Raw genomic sequence first — 16,435 nt, 5'->3', positions numbered from 1 at the left:
GGGCTGATTACGGTTGGGGTGCCGCAGCGACGGCGGAGTTGTTGCTCCACACGACACCGCTTTCCGCAGATGCTTCCGCTACTCCAAGGACCCACGATTCCACCCCCGCCGCAGCTAGTTGCTTCTGAATGCTGGCGGCGAAGAAGGGGCTGACCACCAAAATCATTCCGATGCCCAGGTTGAACACCTGTTCCATTTCGGCATCGTCGATGTCGCCCAATTTTTGAAGCCAGGGGAAGATGGGCGGTACCGGCCAAGCATTGCGATCGAGTACGATTCGGACTCCGGGCGGCACGATCCGGGCAAGATTCTCTCGAATTCCGCCGCCCGTGATGTGGGCGATGCCGTGAACGACGCTCTTTACGGCGTAATGGCGCAGGATTGCGCGAATGGGTTTGACGTAGATGCGAGTCGGCTTCAAAAGGGCCTCGCCGACCTTCATGCCCAATTCGTCAGCCCAGTCCTCCACGGATAACCCGGCGATTTCGAAGACCACTTTTCGAGCCAGACTGTAACCGTTGGAGTGGAGTCCGGTGGAGGCTAAACCAATGACGGTATCGCCCGCGGCGATGGATTTGCCGTCGATGACGCTTTTGCGCTCGACGACTCCGACGCAGAATCCGGCCAAGTCGAAATCGCCCGGTTGATAGATGTCGGGGAGGATCGCGGTCTCGCCTCCTAAAAGCGCGCACTGGGCTTCCATGCAGCCCGCCACGATCCCTTCCAATATCTCAGCCAATAGAGGCGGATCGTCCTTGGGCATCGCCACGTAATCGAGGAAGAACAACGGTTCCGCGCCGCAACACAGGGCGTCGTTGACGGACATCGCCACCAGGTCGATCCCGACCGTGCGGTAGATCCCCATCGCGGAAGCCACTTTCAACTTCGTCCCCACGCCGTCCGTGCAGGCTACCAATACAGGATCGGCGTAATTGCGTGCGAACAGCGGGCCGGGGAAATCCAGGCGGCACAGACCGGCGAATCCTTGCGGAAGGTCGATGACACGCGCACACTTGGTCTTGGACAACAACCCGGGTATTCGGGCCATTGACTGGCGGTAAAGATCGAGATCCACCCCTGCCGACTTGTACGTTGCTTTTGCCATGGCCGAGACCGATGTTTCCGTCGTTGCGGAACGGTTCCGTGAGTGCCGGTTACCACGAGCTAGTCACTGCGAGAAAGAGGCCTGCCGAACATCGGGAGCGATTCCCGCGCGGAAAGGCTTCACCGGCGGCGTCTGTGTAACTCCACGCAATTACCTTAGTATAACTTCGGTCGAGAAGCCTGTAACCCGATGACATTCGTCTTACAAGTCTGTGCAGACGCCGTATAAGAAGGCGTGAAAAGGGCGACGTTCGCCGTGTCGACCTGAATCTCGTGAGAAACTAATTACCGCGCGCATTGACACGGGCAGGCGGGTTGTTCAAACTGAAGCAAACGAGCCGGCGAGGATGCCGAAGCAGGCAGGGGCATCGAGACGAACCCGACGAGGGGGAGCAACGTAGAATGTGGGGCCGCGGATTGATGCGGAGGTCGGTTTGCGTTTGAGTTGGGATATCTCGGCCCGCTGCGTCCCACCGGCCACCTTTCCCCAGTTGGTGACCTTCCGTAAGGTTTCTGCTTTGAGAAAAGCTCGCCGGTCTTGAGCAAAGTTGACGATCGTACCGCCGCAATTCGGCCAATTGCGGCGTAGATTTGTTCGACAGACGAGGAGGATCAGCATGAGGACTTCGTTGTTGTTGGCATCATTGACGGCGGGAATACTGGCGATGTCGACGGGCATATTTGCCGCCGAGGTACCGCCTGCCCCCAAGGCATCGACTTTTGCCCCGGCTCAAGATTTGGTCGCTGCCGTGGATTCGTATATCGAACGGATCGGCGAGGCGCTAGAGGACGCGGATGAGTTCGCGGATTTGCAGTCGCGTGTGGTCAAGGATGCGGAGACCGTTTCCGTTTTGGCGCTCGTTTTGGGCTTGCACGACGAGGATAACGCGTACAAGGCGGCGGCGAGCGAATTGATTAAGACCTCGCAAGCCGTGGCCCAAGCGGCCGATTACGCAGCGGCGAAAGCGGCCTTCGCCAAGTTGCAAGCCGCCAAGTCGGCTAAGGGCGAGGCGGTGACGGGCTGGGTCCGGGTGGCGTCGCTAAAGGCGTTGATGGAACAAGTGCCGCTTGTCAATTCCCGACTCAAGCGAAGTCTGCGTCGTTTCGACCGCCAGGCCGAAGGAATCGCCGTCGATGCCGCCGTGCTGGCCGCCATTGCGCAGGGTAGCATGGCGAACCTGGATGAGACCATTCAGCCGAGCAACTCCGAAAAGTGGTTCGCTTTCTGCGAACAGATGCGCGATGCCGCGGCGGCGGTGAACAAGGCGGCCAGGGCGAAGGATCAAGCCGGCGCCGCCACCGCCGAAGAAGCCTTGGCCAAGAGTTGCGACGATTGCCACGCAGTATTCCATCCCGAAGGCGTCGGAAAGACGGAGTGATCGCCCGACCGATCGCCGAGTGAACGCCGGATGTGAACCGCATTGTTGAACGGAAATGCGCGGAGGCGCGAAGTCTCCGCGATTTCCGTTTTTCTTGATTAGCGGCTCAGGCGTCTTGCCCGCAGTCGTCGTTGTGACCCCTGTGGAGGTCGGCGGTGGGGTCGCAACTTCTCAAATAGTTTGTCAATACGAGAGAGTTTTTTCGCGAGATCACCGCAACGCCGTCCGCTCAGCCGATATCCCCGCAGCAGGGCATCGCCATGAACCTTGGCCGAAGAATCTTGTTGTACTTAACCGCCTTCGGGTGCGGTTGGGTCATGATGGGGTTGGAGATTCTCGGCGGGCGAATCCTGTCGCCTGACTTCGGAAGCGGCGTCTATGTATGGGGTAGCGTGATCGGCGTTTTCCTGCTTTCTCTCAGCGTGGGCTACCTGCTCGGGGGAGGTCTGTCATCACGCTTTCCGTCTATAGGGGGAGTGGCGTCCACGATACTCCTCGCGGCGGTGTCGGTGGTGCCGGTCGCGTTATGGTATCCGGAGATCAGCGGTTGGTTCGCCGACCTCGGGTTGAACGAGCGTTGGGGGGCGTTGCTCGCCGCCGGCGCCATGTTCTTCCTGCCGAGCGTCTTTTTGGGGATGGTGTCGCCGTACTGCATTCGACTGCTGACCGAGAGCGTGGAGCGAGTCGGGTCGAACGCCGGGACCCTATACGCGGTTTCCACCGTGGGGAGCTTTCTCGGTTGCATTCACACCGCCTTTTACCTGATAACTTGGCTTGGCATCCACGCCATCCTGTGGATGGCTTGCGGCGTCTTGGTCGCGGTGGCGATAATCCTTGCGGTGGGGTGGAATATACTTGCCGCAGGGGCGTCCGCTGCGGCGATACCGGTAAACAAGCTGAAGGAACGCCCCGATCGCTAGGCCGACTTCGAGGAACCTAAATGCCGGAGGGGTGTGCGAGGCCTTCCCATGTTGCATCGAGTTATGAATTCGAGGCTGGGGGCATCGCCGCATAAGGCGCGCTGCGGCGGGCACCGGGCAGGCCGGATCGGCTTGGCTTGGGGCATCTCGATCGCGATCGGGATATGGGCGATCGGTTTCCCGGCGTCCAAGACCCTAATAGGAAGTCAGCCTAAGGAACGAATCCTGCTTGAAACGGAATCCCCCTATCACTACGTAAGGGTGGTGGAGTCGGGGGGGATTCGCCGGTTGCAGTTTCGGCGTTCTGGTCGGGATTTCGAGGAATCCGCCATCAATCTGCGGAATCCACTCGACTTTCCCTTGCACTATTATGAGTTGATGATGGCCGGTTTTGCCCATCAGCCCAATCCACGGCGAATTCTGTTCGTCGGATTGGGGGGAGGTACGCTTCCGCGGGCGATTCGCCATTACTATCCGACGACGCAGATCGACGTCATCGAACTGGACCCGGTGGTGGTCGATGCCGCAAAGAAGTTTTTTGGCTTTGTCGAGGACGAAAGAACCCGAGTTTACGTCCGCGATGCCCGGGTGCAAATCCGCCGGTTGGCCCGTGACGGCAGCAAGTACGACTTGATTTTTCTCGACGCCTTTCGCGGCGGATATATCCCCTACCACCTGACCACCAAGGAGTTTTTGGAGCTAGTGCGAAGCTTGCTGGAACCGAACGGCGTGGTGGTGAGCAATCTTCAACCGGGATTCGTTTCCTACCATTACCAGCGGCGGACGATGGCGAGCGTGTTCGCCAATCAATGGGCCTACGGCTCGTTTGGCAACGTGATCGTGGTGAACAGCATGGAGGCGTCCCCGCCGAGTCGCGAGGAACTATTGCGACGCGCGGAGAAGTTGCAGGCGGAACGGCAGTTCAACGTCTTTTTGCCCGGCGTCATTGAGCGATTGCAGAGCGAACTTGACTATGATCAGGCCGGGCCGATTCTGACGGACGATTTTGCCCCCACCGACGTCCTGCGATCCATCCCTCAGGAATAAGGCTCACGGACCGTCTTGCCCCGCAAAGCCGCCGAGCGCATGATAAAGGAGCGGCTATCAACGGCATTGGATTGGGTGTCGATATTTGGGCGCTCGGGTAAACGGGCGGTACTTCGCGACCGAGCGCGAACCCAATGCGCGGACGTGGTGGAATAGGCAGACACGCAAGACTTAGGATCTTGTCCCGCAAGGGGTGAGGGTTCAAGTCCCTCCGTCCGCATTCTCTTACCTCTATGATGGCAAACCTCAAGATTAGCCACGCCGGGACGAATACCTTTTCCGTGACCTCGGTGTTGACGCCTCGCTTACTCCCGGGTGATGGGTGTCGGATGGGTTGCGGGGTCTGTGGCTCTGCCCAAATTTCCACGATTTTCTACTCCCGGCGAAACTTTTTGAAACCTCGGTAGTTTGCTCGGTGTAAGCTCTTAGGCGATAAACTGGTTTCGAACGGCGATGTAGGCGGTCGATCGCTTCCCCAGGCATTCGCGGGAACGCGGGTTGCGGTCGGCCCCGCGGCCTTCTTCGTAGTGCGGAATTCGGAGGCGACGATCGTGGATGCAGCGATTCACACGGAACACTTGACCAAGGTTTTCGGCGGAGTGGTGATCGCGGTCAACGATCTGTGCCTGACCGTTCCCAAGGGCGCGGTCTTCGGTTTTCTGGGACCCAACGGGGCGGGCAAGACGACCACGCTGCGATTGCTGTTGGGCCTGCACCGTCCTTCCGCCGGTCGAGCGTACGTGTTCGAGCGTCCCTGCGGTATCGACGCCGCCGACGTTCGAGCAATGATCGGTTTTCTGCCCACCAACCCCAAGTTTCCGCCGCACCTCAAACCCTTTGAATACTTGAACCTGGTGGGCAAGCTGCATCGCATTCCCGCCGGGGTCCGCATGCCTCGCATTTCCGCGCTGATTCGCGCCGTGGGGCTGTTGTCCGTGACGGATCAGCGGATCGGAACGCTGTCGACGGGAGAGACCACGCGGCTGGGGATCGCGGCCTCGTTATTGGCCGACCCGCCGCTTCTGCTGTGGGATGAACCGACCGCCGGATTGGATCCCGCGGCGCGACGCTTTGCACTCGATCTGATTCAGGAACTTCGGCAGGACCGGACGGTCGTCGTGGCGACGCATATCCTGGCGGATATCGACCGAGTTTGCGATCACGTTGGAGTGATGCACGAAGGCCGGATGATATTCTGCGGCACCATGCAGGAGATGAAACGTCGCCTGCGCCACGACGGCATCACGCTGGAACTGGCGGGTTCCAATGAGGCCTTGCGCAAGGCTGCGGAGACCCTCTCGGAGCGATGCCGCGCCGAGCATCGCTGGCTGGGCGAAAACGTCGTGAGCCTGACGGTGGAGGAGGGGCACCGGCGCGCGGCCGTTTTGGCCGAGGTCTTACACATGCTGAATGAAGTCGGAGTCGATTTGCAATCGATCCAATCGGGTCACGGCGACACCGAGAGTGCCTACCTGGACCTACTGCAAGAGGATTTGTCGCATGGCTTTGCCCGATTTCAAGATTCTCCCCGCCCGACTCATGCCGATCGGAGCGGTGCTCCAGTTTGAATTGCAAACGTTGCTGAAGAGTTGGCTGGTCCGGCTTTGGCTCGTCGCCGCGGCTCTGTTGGCCTTGCTGACCGTCATGGTTGGGTGGGCCGTCCTCCCGGACGCCATCCTAATTTCGGTTTTGCTGGCGGCATTCCTGGTCTTCCCCTGGTTTCTGGTCATCATCGTACTGGGAGTGAATGCCTCAACCGCGGGGCGATTGGACGCGGCGGCGGACGGGATTCTCAGTCGTCCAATCAAGCGTTGGGAATTTCTGACGGGAATCTGGGCCGCCCGATTGTTGATGGTTTGGGCGGTTTCTCTTGCCGTCCTTGTGCCGGCGGTCATCGCGGTGGTGGCGGGAGATCGACCGCAGGTCGTGGAAACGCAGCCGATCACTGCGTTCGGTCTCGCGGCGGCGCTCGCCGTTGTTCTCGTCGTGCTGGCGTTCCTTGTCACCGTGGGCGTTCTGCTGGGGACGCTGTTCAAGAATGCTTGGTTGGCGATGGTCGTGCTCCTGTTCGTGTGGTACCCGATCAACGCGATTCTCATGACGTTTCGCCTGGCCGAGTTCTCGCCGATTAGCCTCGACCAGGCCATGCCGAGCATTTTGCGAAAGGATTGGTCCCCACCCGAAGATTCCGAAGTCCAAGCGACCGGCCCGCTTCAGGCGGAGATGCAACGCCAAGCCGAGGAGTTCATTCGCAGCCTGACCGGCACTGCCCGTCCGGAACCGCGGAACCGGGAGCCTGGGTTCTACCGTGACGCTCACAAGTACGAGGATCTTTCCTTGGCCAAAGTGATCCTCAGCTACGGCGGATTCACAATCCTGCTGTGGGGTCTAACAATGCTCATCTTCTATTTCCGAGACTTGTGATCGCAAAAAGTTCGAGCGGACGGCGTTTTGCCTGAAACCCGACGGTACGCTCGGGTGTAATTACCATCGAAAGCGCATCGGCGAGAGAGGGACTTGCAGTGATTGGGTTCTCCCCCCGTTCCGCCGATTTGCCGAACTCTTCCAGGCCCGTGTTGGGAGACTAAAGATGTTGGTTCAGCCCGCGGTTAAGAGTCTGTGTCGAGTCCTGATCTGCGTCACTGCGGTCGCTGTCGGCGGTATGGTCGCCGCGAATGGACGGTTATCGGCGGCGGAATCGGCTGCCGAACTTTGCAAATGGATACCGTCGGAGGCGGTAGCGGCGGTCATGGTTCATCGCCCTGCCGATCTGTTGAAAAAGCTGGATGAAACGCCCGCGATTCAAGAGCTCCAGCGTAGCACGCGTCTCGCGGAACTCCTGGATCGGAATCAGCAGTTGCGGCAATCGCGGGCGGTAGTTTCCCTGCTGGAGGGCCAACTCCAATCCGATTGGAAGACGATCCTTCAGGATGTTGCAGGCGGCGGCGCCGTGCTGGCCGTGCTGCCCGACAATCGAGTCATCGTCATTCTCGAATCGCGGGACGCCCAAGTCCTGAGCAAGGTCAATGATTTCGTATTGAATCTGGCGCGATTGGATCCTCGCAACGGCGGCAAGCAAGATGTCATTCGCGAGGCGGAGTATCGCGGCGTCCGAGCGTGGGCCCTTTCACCGCAGGAATCGCACGCCCTCATCGACGGTCGATTGGTGATTTGCAGCAGCGCCGACCTGCTGCGGCGAATCATCGATCAAGCGAAAGACGGCGGCGAAAGTCTTGCGGATCGTCCTCGATTCAAGGCGGCGGCTGCATCCTTGCCCGCAGTTGACGTCGGCTTGTTTGTCGATTTTGAGGTCTTTCGCGGATTGCCGCAGGTGCAGGAGGGTTTGCGGCAAGCGCGATCGCCGCTGCCCGTGCTGCTGCTTGCCGGGTTGACGGAAACGCTCAGCGGCGCCGATTGGCTGGCCTTGGGTTTGGACTACGAGGGCGAAAGCTTGAAGTTCGCTCTTCGTTCCGGAGGTGACACGGCGATGTCGGGCGACTTCGCTTTCGCTATGCCGAGCGCGGCGGGCGAAGGCGTTTTGCCGAACATTGACGTTCCCGGTCGAATCATGGCGGTGACCATGTATCGCGATCTGCACGAATTCTATGCACGAAAGAACGAGCTATTCCCCGAGAGAACCTCGGGTTTGATCTTCTTCGAAAACATGATGGGCATTTTCTTCACGGGGCGTAACTTCACGGATGAAGTCTTGACCGAACTGGGACCGCAGGTGCGCGTCGTCGTTGCTCACCAACAATTTACGCCGGAAACCGGCGTGCCGGAGGTCCAGATCCCGGCCTTTGCGGTCGTCTTTCGGATGAAAAACCCCGAGCGATTCGGACCGATCGTCGAGGAAGGATGGCAGAAGGCCTTGGGGCTGATCAATTTCGTTCGCGGTCAGGACGCGCAACCGGGGCTGATTCTCGATCGGGTGGAATACCAGGGCGTCAAGTATACGGTCTCCTATTTCGCCAAGGTGGACGAAGATCTTTCGCAGCCTCTGCCGATGCGATTCAACTTTCGGCCCGTGATCATCACGCAGGGCGAGAACTTGATTCTGGCGTCGGCCGAAGACCTAGGGAAATCGATCATCGACGCATTGCGAGCCTCCGCGGATTCGGATCGGGCGATGCCGGGAGTGAGTGCTTTGGTCGAGGCCGACTTGGAAGCCGTTTCCCAAGTGATCGACGCCAATCGCGAGGCGATCATCCGGCAGAACATGATCGAAAAGGGTCGGGAACGGAACGAAGCGGTAAAGGAATGGGAGAGCTTGAAACGAGCGCTCGAGCTTTTCGGCAAGTCGGTCTTAAAGGTAACCGTCGAAGACGGTCGGCCTGCGGTTGACGCCGAGGTGGGCGTCCGACTGTCGACGCTGGAACGGTTCTTGCCGATTAAGTAGCCCGGGAACGGTGAACCGCGCGAATCAACCCTTTTCAGCGGAACGCAGTTGCGGAGGTTGCACCATGACCTCGCGTCTTTGGGAAATGACCGCCCCGGAAACTTCTGCCGAGGACGCCGTTCCGTCGCGGGACGCTTGGCACACATGTGCGGGCCCGATGACCCGGGCCGATGTCGCGCACCTCCTTCGTCGCGTCGCCGCGAATGCCACCTGGGAAGAACTCGGCTCGATGGCCGGTCGGACGCCGGATGATGCGTTTCGCGAACTGGCGGCGGTGCCTCCGCGGTACGACGAGTTTGAAGCGGAAATGCGCCCATTGGAAGATGCTGCGGTACGGTCCAACGCGGCCGACGCCTATCGCACTTGGTTTCTTCGGCGGCTGGTCCGTTCGCCCTTTCCGTTGGGGGAGTGGATGACCGTTTTCTGGTTGGAGCACTTCGGCCTCGGCATTGGAAGGGTCGGCGAGCTTGCCCTATTCGACGATGTCGTGCGATCCATTCGGCGCTTGGCGCTGAAGGATTATCACGAATTACTCGCCGCGGTCTTGCTTCACCCGGCGTTTTTGTTGAATGTCCGGGCGCCCGCCAATTATCGTTCGGCTCCAAACGATCGGGTGGGCGCAGCGATCCTGCGGACATGTCTGGGGTATCGCGAGACAGATTTTTCGGCGCAGGCCGGGGAATTGGCAAGGGCCTTTTCCGGTCGATTCATCAATCGTGGACGCCTGCGAATCTCCGAATATGAGCGCGACAAAGGGGAGAAGACGATACTCGGGCAGAGGAAGGCGTATGATGCCGAAGAGATCCCTTCACTGATCGGCGAAGATGCTCGATCAGCGACTTGGACGGCGCGACGGCTATACCGCTGGTTCTGTTGCGAATTGCCAATTTCCAGCGATGAGTTCCTGGTGCCGGTGGCCGAGCACCTGCGGCGGACCGGTTCCGTCGGCGAAACGGTGCGATTGATCCTGACCTCGCAGTGGTTCTTCTCCGCCGATATTCGCCGCAAAAAAATAAGACGCCCCTTGGATTTTGCGGCGGGGTTATTGCGGGCCTTTCAGGGTACGGGCACGCTTCGCGTGGTGACCGAGTTGACGACGATGGGGCAGGACATCCTTCAACCCACGACGCTGGACGGTTGGCCCGAGGCAGGCAACTATTTCTCCCCGCTTGCCTTGATTCAAAGAATGAACCTGGCCGCTAAGTTGCTGAAGGCGGACGAGAACTTCGGCGGGGGATTGGCGCAAAACGTGATCGAGGCTTGGAGCGGCGAATTGCCGAGCATCGTGACGGACCTGATGGCTGATGGGGAAGTGCCCGCGGAAATCGGTCCCCGATGGGATGATCTGCGTAGGCGCTACGCTGCATCTTCCGGCGAGCGAGAGCGCATCGCCGCATCCATGATCTATCTGTTGGCCGTCTCTCCGGCGTTTCAAACGGCTTGAACAACGCGTGTCGATCCGTCGGCGACGCCGCGCGGCGACCGTGGAAGGAGTGCAAGATGGCTTCATTGTCGCGTCGAACTCTTCTGCAAAGCGGACTGGCCAGCGCCGTGGTGCTCGGCGGCGACATGCCTGGTTTTCTCCGGCGGGCCATTGCCCAAGAGAGGCTGTCGCCTTCCAGCGACGATACCCTCGTCGTGGCCGTGCAGTTGGCCGGGGGAAACGACGGGTTGAACACGATTGTCCCTTACGAGAATGACATCTACCTGCGGAATCGTCCCACCCTGTCTTTGAAGAAAAAGGATGTGATTCCCTTTCAAGACGGGATCGGTATCAACGCCCATATGAAGGGTGTCTTCCAGTTGATGGAACAAGGTAAATTGGCCGTGATTCACGCCGTGGGCTATCCGCATCCCAACGGCGACCACAATCGGGCCATGGAGATTTGGCAAACCGCCGATCCGGACAACCCGGATCCCGAGACGGGATGGTTGGGGCGTGCCGCGGATCATCTTGTGCAATCGCAGGTATCCGGTACGTCTCCCATTCCAGCGACCGCTCCAAGCGTCTTCATTAGCGAAATCGCGACGCCGTTGACGGTGATTGGGCGGGCCTCCGTCTGCGTGAAGGCCGCCGACCCGACAAGCCTGACGCTCGACTCGACATTCGGCTCACCGGCGGCGGACGAGCACTCGCAAGGAAAGGCCCCGGAGACGCCGGATTCCGTCGTCAACGCGGGGATTGCCGCGTCCTATCGAGCGGCCGAACGCATTGCCGACGCTTTGCGCGAGGCAAGGTCGGGAAACACGTCGTATCCCGATACGTTATTCGCGCGACGACTCGATTTCATAGCCCGGCTCATTCGGGCCGACCTGGGTACTCGCATCTTTTGTACGGAAATGGGCGGAAGCGGCCCGGGCAGTTTCGACACGCACTCTCTTCAGGCCAATAATCACAGCGAACTGCTGGGTGAACTTTCGGCAGGCCTTGCGACCTTCGTCGAAGATTTGGCCCGCGATCGCCTCCTCGATCGAGTAATCATCTATACCTACTCCGAATTCGGCCGAACGATCCGTGAAAACGGGCGACGCGGCACCGACCATGGCGCAGCGGCCCCCATGTTCCTGGTCGGCGGAGGACTGCGGCAAACCGTACTGGGGGAGCAGCCCGATCTCGCAGAGATGGAAAACGGCGGCGTTAAGCATTCCGTCGATTTCCGGCAGGTGTACGCCACCATTCTGGAGCGGAAACTCGGCATCCCCTCGCAGGATGTGCTAGGGACATCGTTCGAGCCGCTGCCAATCTTGGGGTAATCGAACGCCCTGTTGTGGTGGATCGCGATTCCGTGAGCCGCCCTCATGCGTTTTTGGGACGCACTGCCCACGTCATTTCGGGCAACCCTGCACCGCAGAGTTAGCAATTTGGGTGTTGTGCGTAGTGTGGGATGAACAGGGTGTGTGCGTGGGGTGAGGTGCTTTGAAGGGCAGAGTCGTCACGGAGTACTGTCGAACGTTGACGCGATCGGGGCGGATTCCGGTTTTGCCGGGGCGAGTCGGAAGGAGGGCATGGCTTCAGAGGGTGAGTCGCTATACTGAGACGGTATACTGATTGGAATCTCGAGGTCGTGTCCGTCTCTCTTGCCGACCGTAGCCATGCCTGGGATGTACTCCGCGGAGATCAAGGAGCGTGTCCGCCAAGCCGTCGATATCGTCGACTTGGTGGAACGTTATCTTCCGTTGCGACGGCAAGGCCGGGGATTCGCGGCCCTCTGCCCGTGGCACGACGATCATCGCCCCAGTCTTCAAGTCAACCCGGAACGGCAGGTTTTCCGCTGTTTCGTGTGCAATATCGGCGGCGACGTTTTCAGTTTCGTCATGAAGATGGAGGGCGTGGAGTTTCCGGAAGCGCTCGAGATGCTGGCGGAAATGGCCGGCATCTCCTTGCCGCGGGCGGATCGCGATGCGCAAGGTTCGTCGGGCGAGCAGAAAACGGATTTGTTTCGCGTAATGGCTTGGGCCGAGGAACAGTATCATCGCTGCTTGCTCGACGCGCCCGAGGCCGAAACTGCACGCAAGTACTTCCAGGAAAGGCGGATATCTCGCGACAGCGTCCTGCGATTTCGGCTCGGTTATTCGCCGCCGCGCCCGGATTGGCTTCTCCGCCTCGCACGTCGCGATGGGATCGACCCGTCCGTTTTGGCGAAGGTCGGCATCTTGCTGCAAAGCACCGGTCGGGAGTGGTTCGACCGATTCCGGGGTCGGGTGTTGTTCGCCATACACGACCCGCAGGGGCGGAGCGTCGGTCTGGGCGGAAGAGTCTTGCCCGACGGGGCGACGACCTCGCCGGCAAAATACATCAACTCGCCGGATACGCCGCTGTTCAACAAGAGCCGACTCCTGTACGGCTTGGATTTGGCTCGCGAAGCGATTCGCAAAACCGGTACCGTGCTGATCATGGAGGGCTACACCGACGTGATCGCGGCGCACCAGTTCGGCTTCGCCAACGCGGTGGCCGTACTGGGCACGGCCTTGGGGGATTCGCATTTGCGGTTGTTGCAGCGATACGCGGATCGCGTCGTGCTCGTTCTGGACGGCGACGCGGCGGGACGACGGCGTGCCGCGCAAGTGCTCGAGCTTTTTGTCGCCCGGCAAATCGACATGCGCGTGTTGACCCTGCCGGACAACCTGGATCCGTGCGATTTTCTCCACGAGCGAGGGCCTGATGCCTTTGCCCATGCATTGGAACATCGGGCGACGGACGCGTTGGAGCACGCCGTGGCCGAAGCGACCCGAGGCGTGGACTTGGAACGTGACGTCGCCGGGGCGACGCGGGCGGCGGAAAACGTGTTGGCGGTCATCGCCAAGGCGCCGCTGCTGGCCGGAGAGACCAATGCGCAACAACAAGCCCGGGAATGGAAAATCGTCGCGCGGTTGGCCGCCATGACGCGAATCCATGAAGACCTGCTGCGACGGCGGTTGGAGGAAATGCGCACGGCCAAGGATCGCCGAGCGGCACGCAGTCCCACCGCCGTGGCGGCGGAAAAGGAGGGCACACTCGACGCTTGGGAGCGGACCTGCTTGGAGGTGATGGTATCATCACCGCAAGCAGCGCAACGAGTATTTGAGACGTTCACGGCATCGGATTTTCGTTCCGAGGCGGCACGGTCGGTATTCGAGACCGCCCGAGAGATGCAATTTTCCGGAATTCCGCCTTCCTGGGATAAATTGCTCTTGGCAATCGACGACCCAGAGCGCAAAAATCTTATTATCGAGTTGGATGAGGGGGCCAGGCGAAAGCTGATCGCCGGGCAAAACGTCGAAGACCTGATTCGCGATCTGTTGAAATCGTTTCACGAACGGGAGGCCTTTCGCCGCCGCGGAGATTTGCAGGGCGTTCTACGCCAAGGAGGTTTGCAGCCCGACAAAGAACTCGAATTGCTGATGCGGATAGTGGAACAAGAACGAAATCGCCAAAAGTTTACCGAGCCCACGGAAGGGTGAGGATTTTGGCGTCGGGAAAGAGGGTTCCCGCAGCTTAGTTTTCCCGCAACTTTCCCTCGATTCCCGATTCGTTTGGCTCTCGACGCGCAGGATGCGCGAAAGGAGACGACCCGTGAAGCACGGCGACAAGGAATTGTGCGCTCTGATTGCCCAAGGAAGGGCTCAAGGTTACCTCACCTACGATCAAGTCATCGCTTATCTCCCGGACCAGGAAAACAACGCCGATCGGTTGGATCGCCTGGTCACCGCTTTGGAAGAGGCCGGCATCGAGTTGGTGCGCGGAAGGCCGCCCGTCTCGAATGCCTCGGCTTCGGCCCGGTCCGATGCGGGGCCCGAGGATGCCCTGCTCAAGGATCCCATGCTGCGAGATTTGCTGCCCGGCGAAAAGTCGCGCTGGAGCAGTGACCCGATCCGTCTGTACCTGAGCCAGATGTCCCAGGTGCCCTTGCTCACCCGCGACGAGGAAGTGGCCTTGGCGAAACGGATCGAGGTGGCAAGGAAGAGATTCCGACGCTCCGTCATCGGTTGCTATTTGGTGATGAAAAACGCCGTGCAGATCTTGGAGCAGGTGCAACAGGGGCATCTCTCCTTCGACCGCACGCTGAAGGTCTCGTTGACCGATCAACTCACCAAGGAGCAAATCCTTGCACGGATGCCGCACAATCTTCCCACCTTGCGGGCGTTGATGGCGGCGAATGAGCGCGACTTCAACCGCCTCATCAATCGACGCACTCCGATTTCGCTGAAGGCTCGCATCCGCAAGCGTTTTCTGGCTCGCCGCGCCAAGATGTTGGTGCTCGTGGAAGAGTTGGGCCTCCGCACCAAACGCGTCCGGTCGATGATGAAGCAGATGCGGGACATCCATAACCGTATGCAAGAGATTCGCGCCAGGCTCCACGAATTGAAGACCGTTCCCGGCGGCGTGGGCGAACGGGAACGATTGCGGCGGGAACTTCGCGATTTGATGGTGAGCACGCAGGAAAGTCCGCGCAGCCTGGGAATGCGTTGCCGCAAAATGGAGACTCAATTTCGAGACTACGAAGAGGCTAAACGCGAATTGGCGGCGGGGAATCTCCGCTTGGTGGTTTCCGTGGCCAAGAAGTATCGCAACCGCGGTTTGAGCTTCCTCGACCTCATTCAAGAGGGCAACACCGGATTGATGCGTGCGGTGGACAAGTTCGAGTACCGACGGGGCTTTAAATTCTCGACCTATGCCACCTGGTGGATTCGCCAGGCCATTACGCGGGCGATCGCCGACCAGGCTCGGACCATTCGCATCCCCACGCACATCCTCGACTTGATCGGCACGCTGAAGAACGTCTCGCGGCGCATGGCCTACGAACTGGGGCGTGATCCGACCGTCGAGGAGTTGGCCGGGGCGGTCCAGTTGCCGCCCGAGGAGACGGAGCGTATCCTGGAGTTAGTTCGGCAGCCCAGCAGCCTGGATCGTCCCATCGGCGAGGACGAAGACGGCACGCTCTGCGACTTGGTTGCCGATCGCAATCCCGACAAGCCGGAGCATGCGGCACATCGTGAATTGTTGCGTCAACGCATCGAAACTTTGCTCAAGACGCTCACCTACCGTGAGCGTGAGATTATCCGTCTCCGCTACGGCTTGGGGGACGGTTACAGCTACACCCTCGAGGAGGTGGGCCGAATCTTCAAGGTTACGCGCGAACGCGTCCGCCAAATCGAAGCCAAGGCGATGCAGAAGTTGCAGCATCCGGTGCGGACGCGACACCTGTCCGCCTTCGTCGACGGTGCCGCCGGTTAATCCCTCTCCGGCGGCGAATGATACGCGGCCGAGACCCGGGCTGCCTCATGAGGCGGCCCTTTTTTATTCTTGAACAGGTCGAGGAGGTTGTCACGATCATGTCTTCCCAAACCGAAAAGCATCCGGATACGTTTCGACGACTGCATGGGTTGCATCAGCTTTTGGAGGAACTGCGCGGAAGGATGATGAAGGGACCGCGCTTGGCGCAGGCCTATGCTCGGCAAGTGCAGGAGGCCGCGCAGGCCCTCGAAGACGCTCGCAAGGTGCATCAGGACCTCAAGATGGCGGGCCATCGTAAGCAAATGGATTACGATCAGAAGTTGGCCGACATTCAGCGGAGGAAGTCGCAATTGTTGCAGGCGAAGGATAACCGCGAATACCAAGTCCTCAAGGATCAGATTGCGGCGGACGAAATGGCCTCGTCCGTGTTGGCCGACGAGGTCCTGGAACTCATGGACCGGGCCGAGGCCGCTGCTCGAAACGTGGCCGAATGCGAAGAGAAGGTGGCCGCGGCCAAGCGGCAGGCCGACCAGTGGACCGAGGAATTCGCGCGACAGGAGCCGACGATTCGTGCCGAAATCGAGCGGGTCGAGGCGGAGTTGCGACATGTGGAATCTCAGCTTTCCGGCGACATTCGCGAAATGTACCAACGGGCCGTCCGCACAAAAGGCAGTAGTGCCCTGGCCCCCGTTCGGGGCGAGTTTTGCGGGGGCTGCAATCAGCACGTGCCGCTCAATATGCGAAGTCAGTTGAAATTGGGGGAGCAGGTCTGGTGTCGTTCCTGCGGCCGACTTCTTTTCTTCGAGGAGGACGAGTAGGGCGACACCGCACGCCGGGGCGGGATTTCAGGCTCGCGAACCGCCGCGGTCTT

The 16,435-nt window shown here is 60.0% G+C and carries 13 protein-coding genes and 1 tRNA gene; 12 read left to right on the top strand and 2 right to left on the bottom strand.

Translation table 11 applies throughout. The features are described 5' to 3' along the window. Positions 1-7 precede the first annotated feature (7 nt). Both purM and ACYQ6J_RS08295 read right to left on the bottom strand, forming a co-directional pair. On the bottom strand, positions 8-1,105 hold the full coding sequence (gene purM, locus ACYQ6J_RS08300) for a phosphoribosylformylglycinamidine cyclo-ligase (protein ID WP_460183717.1): 1,098 nt from the start codon (positions 1,103-1,105) through the stop codon (positions 8-10). A 318-nt stretch (positions 1,106-1,423) separates the two neighbouring features. After that, entirely contained in the window at positions 1,424-1,723 is a 300-nt protein-coding gene (locus ACYQ6J_RS08295) for a hypothetical protein (RefSeq protein WP_460183716.1), read from the bottom strand. Between ACYQ6J_RS08295 and ACYQ6J_RS08290 the strand changes: the two genes are divergently transcribed. The 12 genes from ACYQ6J_RS08290 to ACYQ6J_RS08235 all read left to right on the top strand — a co-directional run bounded on the left by ACYQ6J_RS08290 (position 1,722) and on the right by ACYQ6J_RS08235 (position 16,382). Further along, positions 1,722-2,483, top strand: a complete 762-nt coding sequence (locus ACYQ6J_RS08290) for a hypothetical protein (RefSeq protein WP_460183715.1) — start codon at positions 1,722-1,724, stop codon at positions 2,481-2,483. The genes ACYQ6J_RS08295 and ACYQ6J_RS08290 overlap by 2 nt on opposite strands. A gap of 260 nt (positions 2,484-2,743) precedes the next feature. Beyond that, positions 2,744-3,403 (top strand): fused MFS/spermidine synthase, encoded by a 660-nt coding sequence (locus ACYQ6J_RS08285; RefSeq protein WP_460183714.1) that lies wholly within the window; start codon positions 2,744-2,746, stop codon positions 3,401-3,403. Between the two features lie 48 nt (positions 3,404-3,451). Further along, on the top strand, positions 3,452-4,450 hold the full coding sequence (locus tag ACYQ6J_RS08280; protein ID WP_460183713.1) for a spermidine synthase: 999 nt from the start codon (positions 3,452-3,454) through the stop codon (positions 4,448-4,450). A gap of 138 nt (positions 4,451-4,588) precedes the next feature. Further along, positions 4,589-4,670 (top strand) — tRNA-Leu (locus ACYQ6J_RS08275). Positions 4,671-5,001: 331 nt separating this feature from the next. Further along, positions 5,002-6,018 carry an ABC transporter ATP-binding protein gene (locus ACYQ6J_RS08270; RefSeq protein WP_460183712.1) on the top strand — a complete coding sequence of 339 codons (1,017 nt, stop codon included), beginning with the start codon at positions 5,002-5,004 and terminating at the stop codon, positions 6,016-6,018. Further along, positions 5,951-6,874, top strand: a complete 924-nt coding sequence (locus ACYQ6J_RS08265) for an ABC transporter permease subunit (protein WP_460183711.1) — start codon at positions 5,951-5,953, stop codon at positions 6,872-6,874. The genes ACYQ6J_RS08270 and ACYQ6J_RS08265 overlap by 68 nt, the downstream gene beginning before the upstream one ends. Positions 6,875-7,040: 166 nt before the next feature. Next, a complete protein-coding gene (locus ACYQ6J_RS08260; protein ID WP_460183710.1) occupies positions 7,041-8,849 on the top strand; it encodes a DUF3352 domain-containing protein in 1,809 nt (602 codons plus the stop codon). 64 nt (positions 8,850-8,913) lie between these two features. Then, positions 8,914-10,293: a DUF1800 family protein gene (locus tag ACYQ6J_RS08255; protein ID WP_460183709.1), complete on the top strand. Its 1,380-nt coding sequence runs from the start codon at positions 8,914-8,916 to the stop codon at positions 10,291-10,293. A gap of 56 nt (positions 10,294-10,349) precedes the next feature. Continuing rightward, a complete protein-coding gene (locus ACYQ6J_RS08250; RefSeq protein WP_460183708.1) occupies positions 10,350-11,603 on the top strand; it encodes a DUF1501 domain-containing protein in 1,254 nt (417 codons plus the stop codon). Between the two features lie 339 nt (positions 11,604-11,942). After that, positions 11,943-13,790 carry a DNA primase gene (dnaG, locus tag ACYQ6J_RS08245; RefSeq protein ID WP_460183707.1) on the top strand — a complete coding sequence of 616 codons (1,848 nt, stop codon included), beginning with the start codon at positions 11,943-11,945 and terminating at the stop codon, positions 13,788-13,790. 112 nt (positions 13,791-13,902) lie between these two features. Further along, entirely contained in the window at positions 13,903-15,564 is a 1,662-nt protein-coding gene (locus tag ACYQ6J_RS08240; RefSeq protein ID WP_460183706.1) for a sigma-70 family RNA polymerase sigma factor, read from the top strand. 98 nt (positions 15,565-15,662) lie between these two features. Further along, a complete protein-coding gene (locus ACYQ6J_RS08235) occupies positions 15,663-16,382 on the top strand; it encodes a zinc ribbon domain-containing protein (protein WP_460183705.1) in 720 nt (239 codons plus the stop codon). Positions 16,383-16,435 lie beyond the last annotated feature (53 nt).

The organism is Thermopirellula anaerolimosa (genome assembly GCF_054657335.1).
The sequence above is the reverse complement of the archived record's forward strand: the minus strand, read 5'-3'. Positions and strand labels throughout refer to the sequence as shown.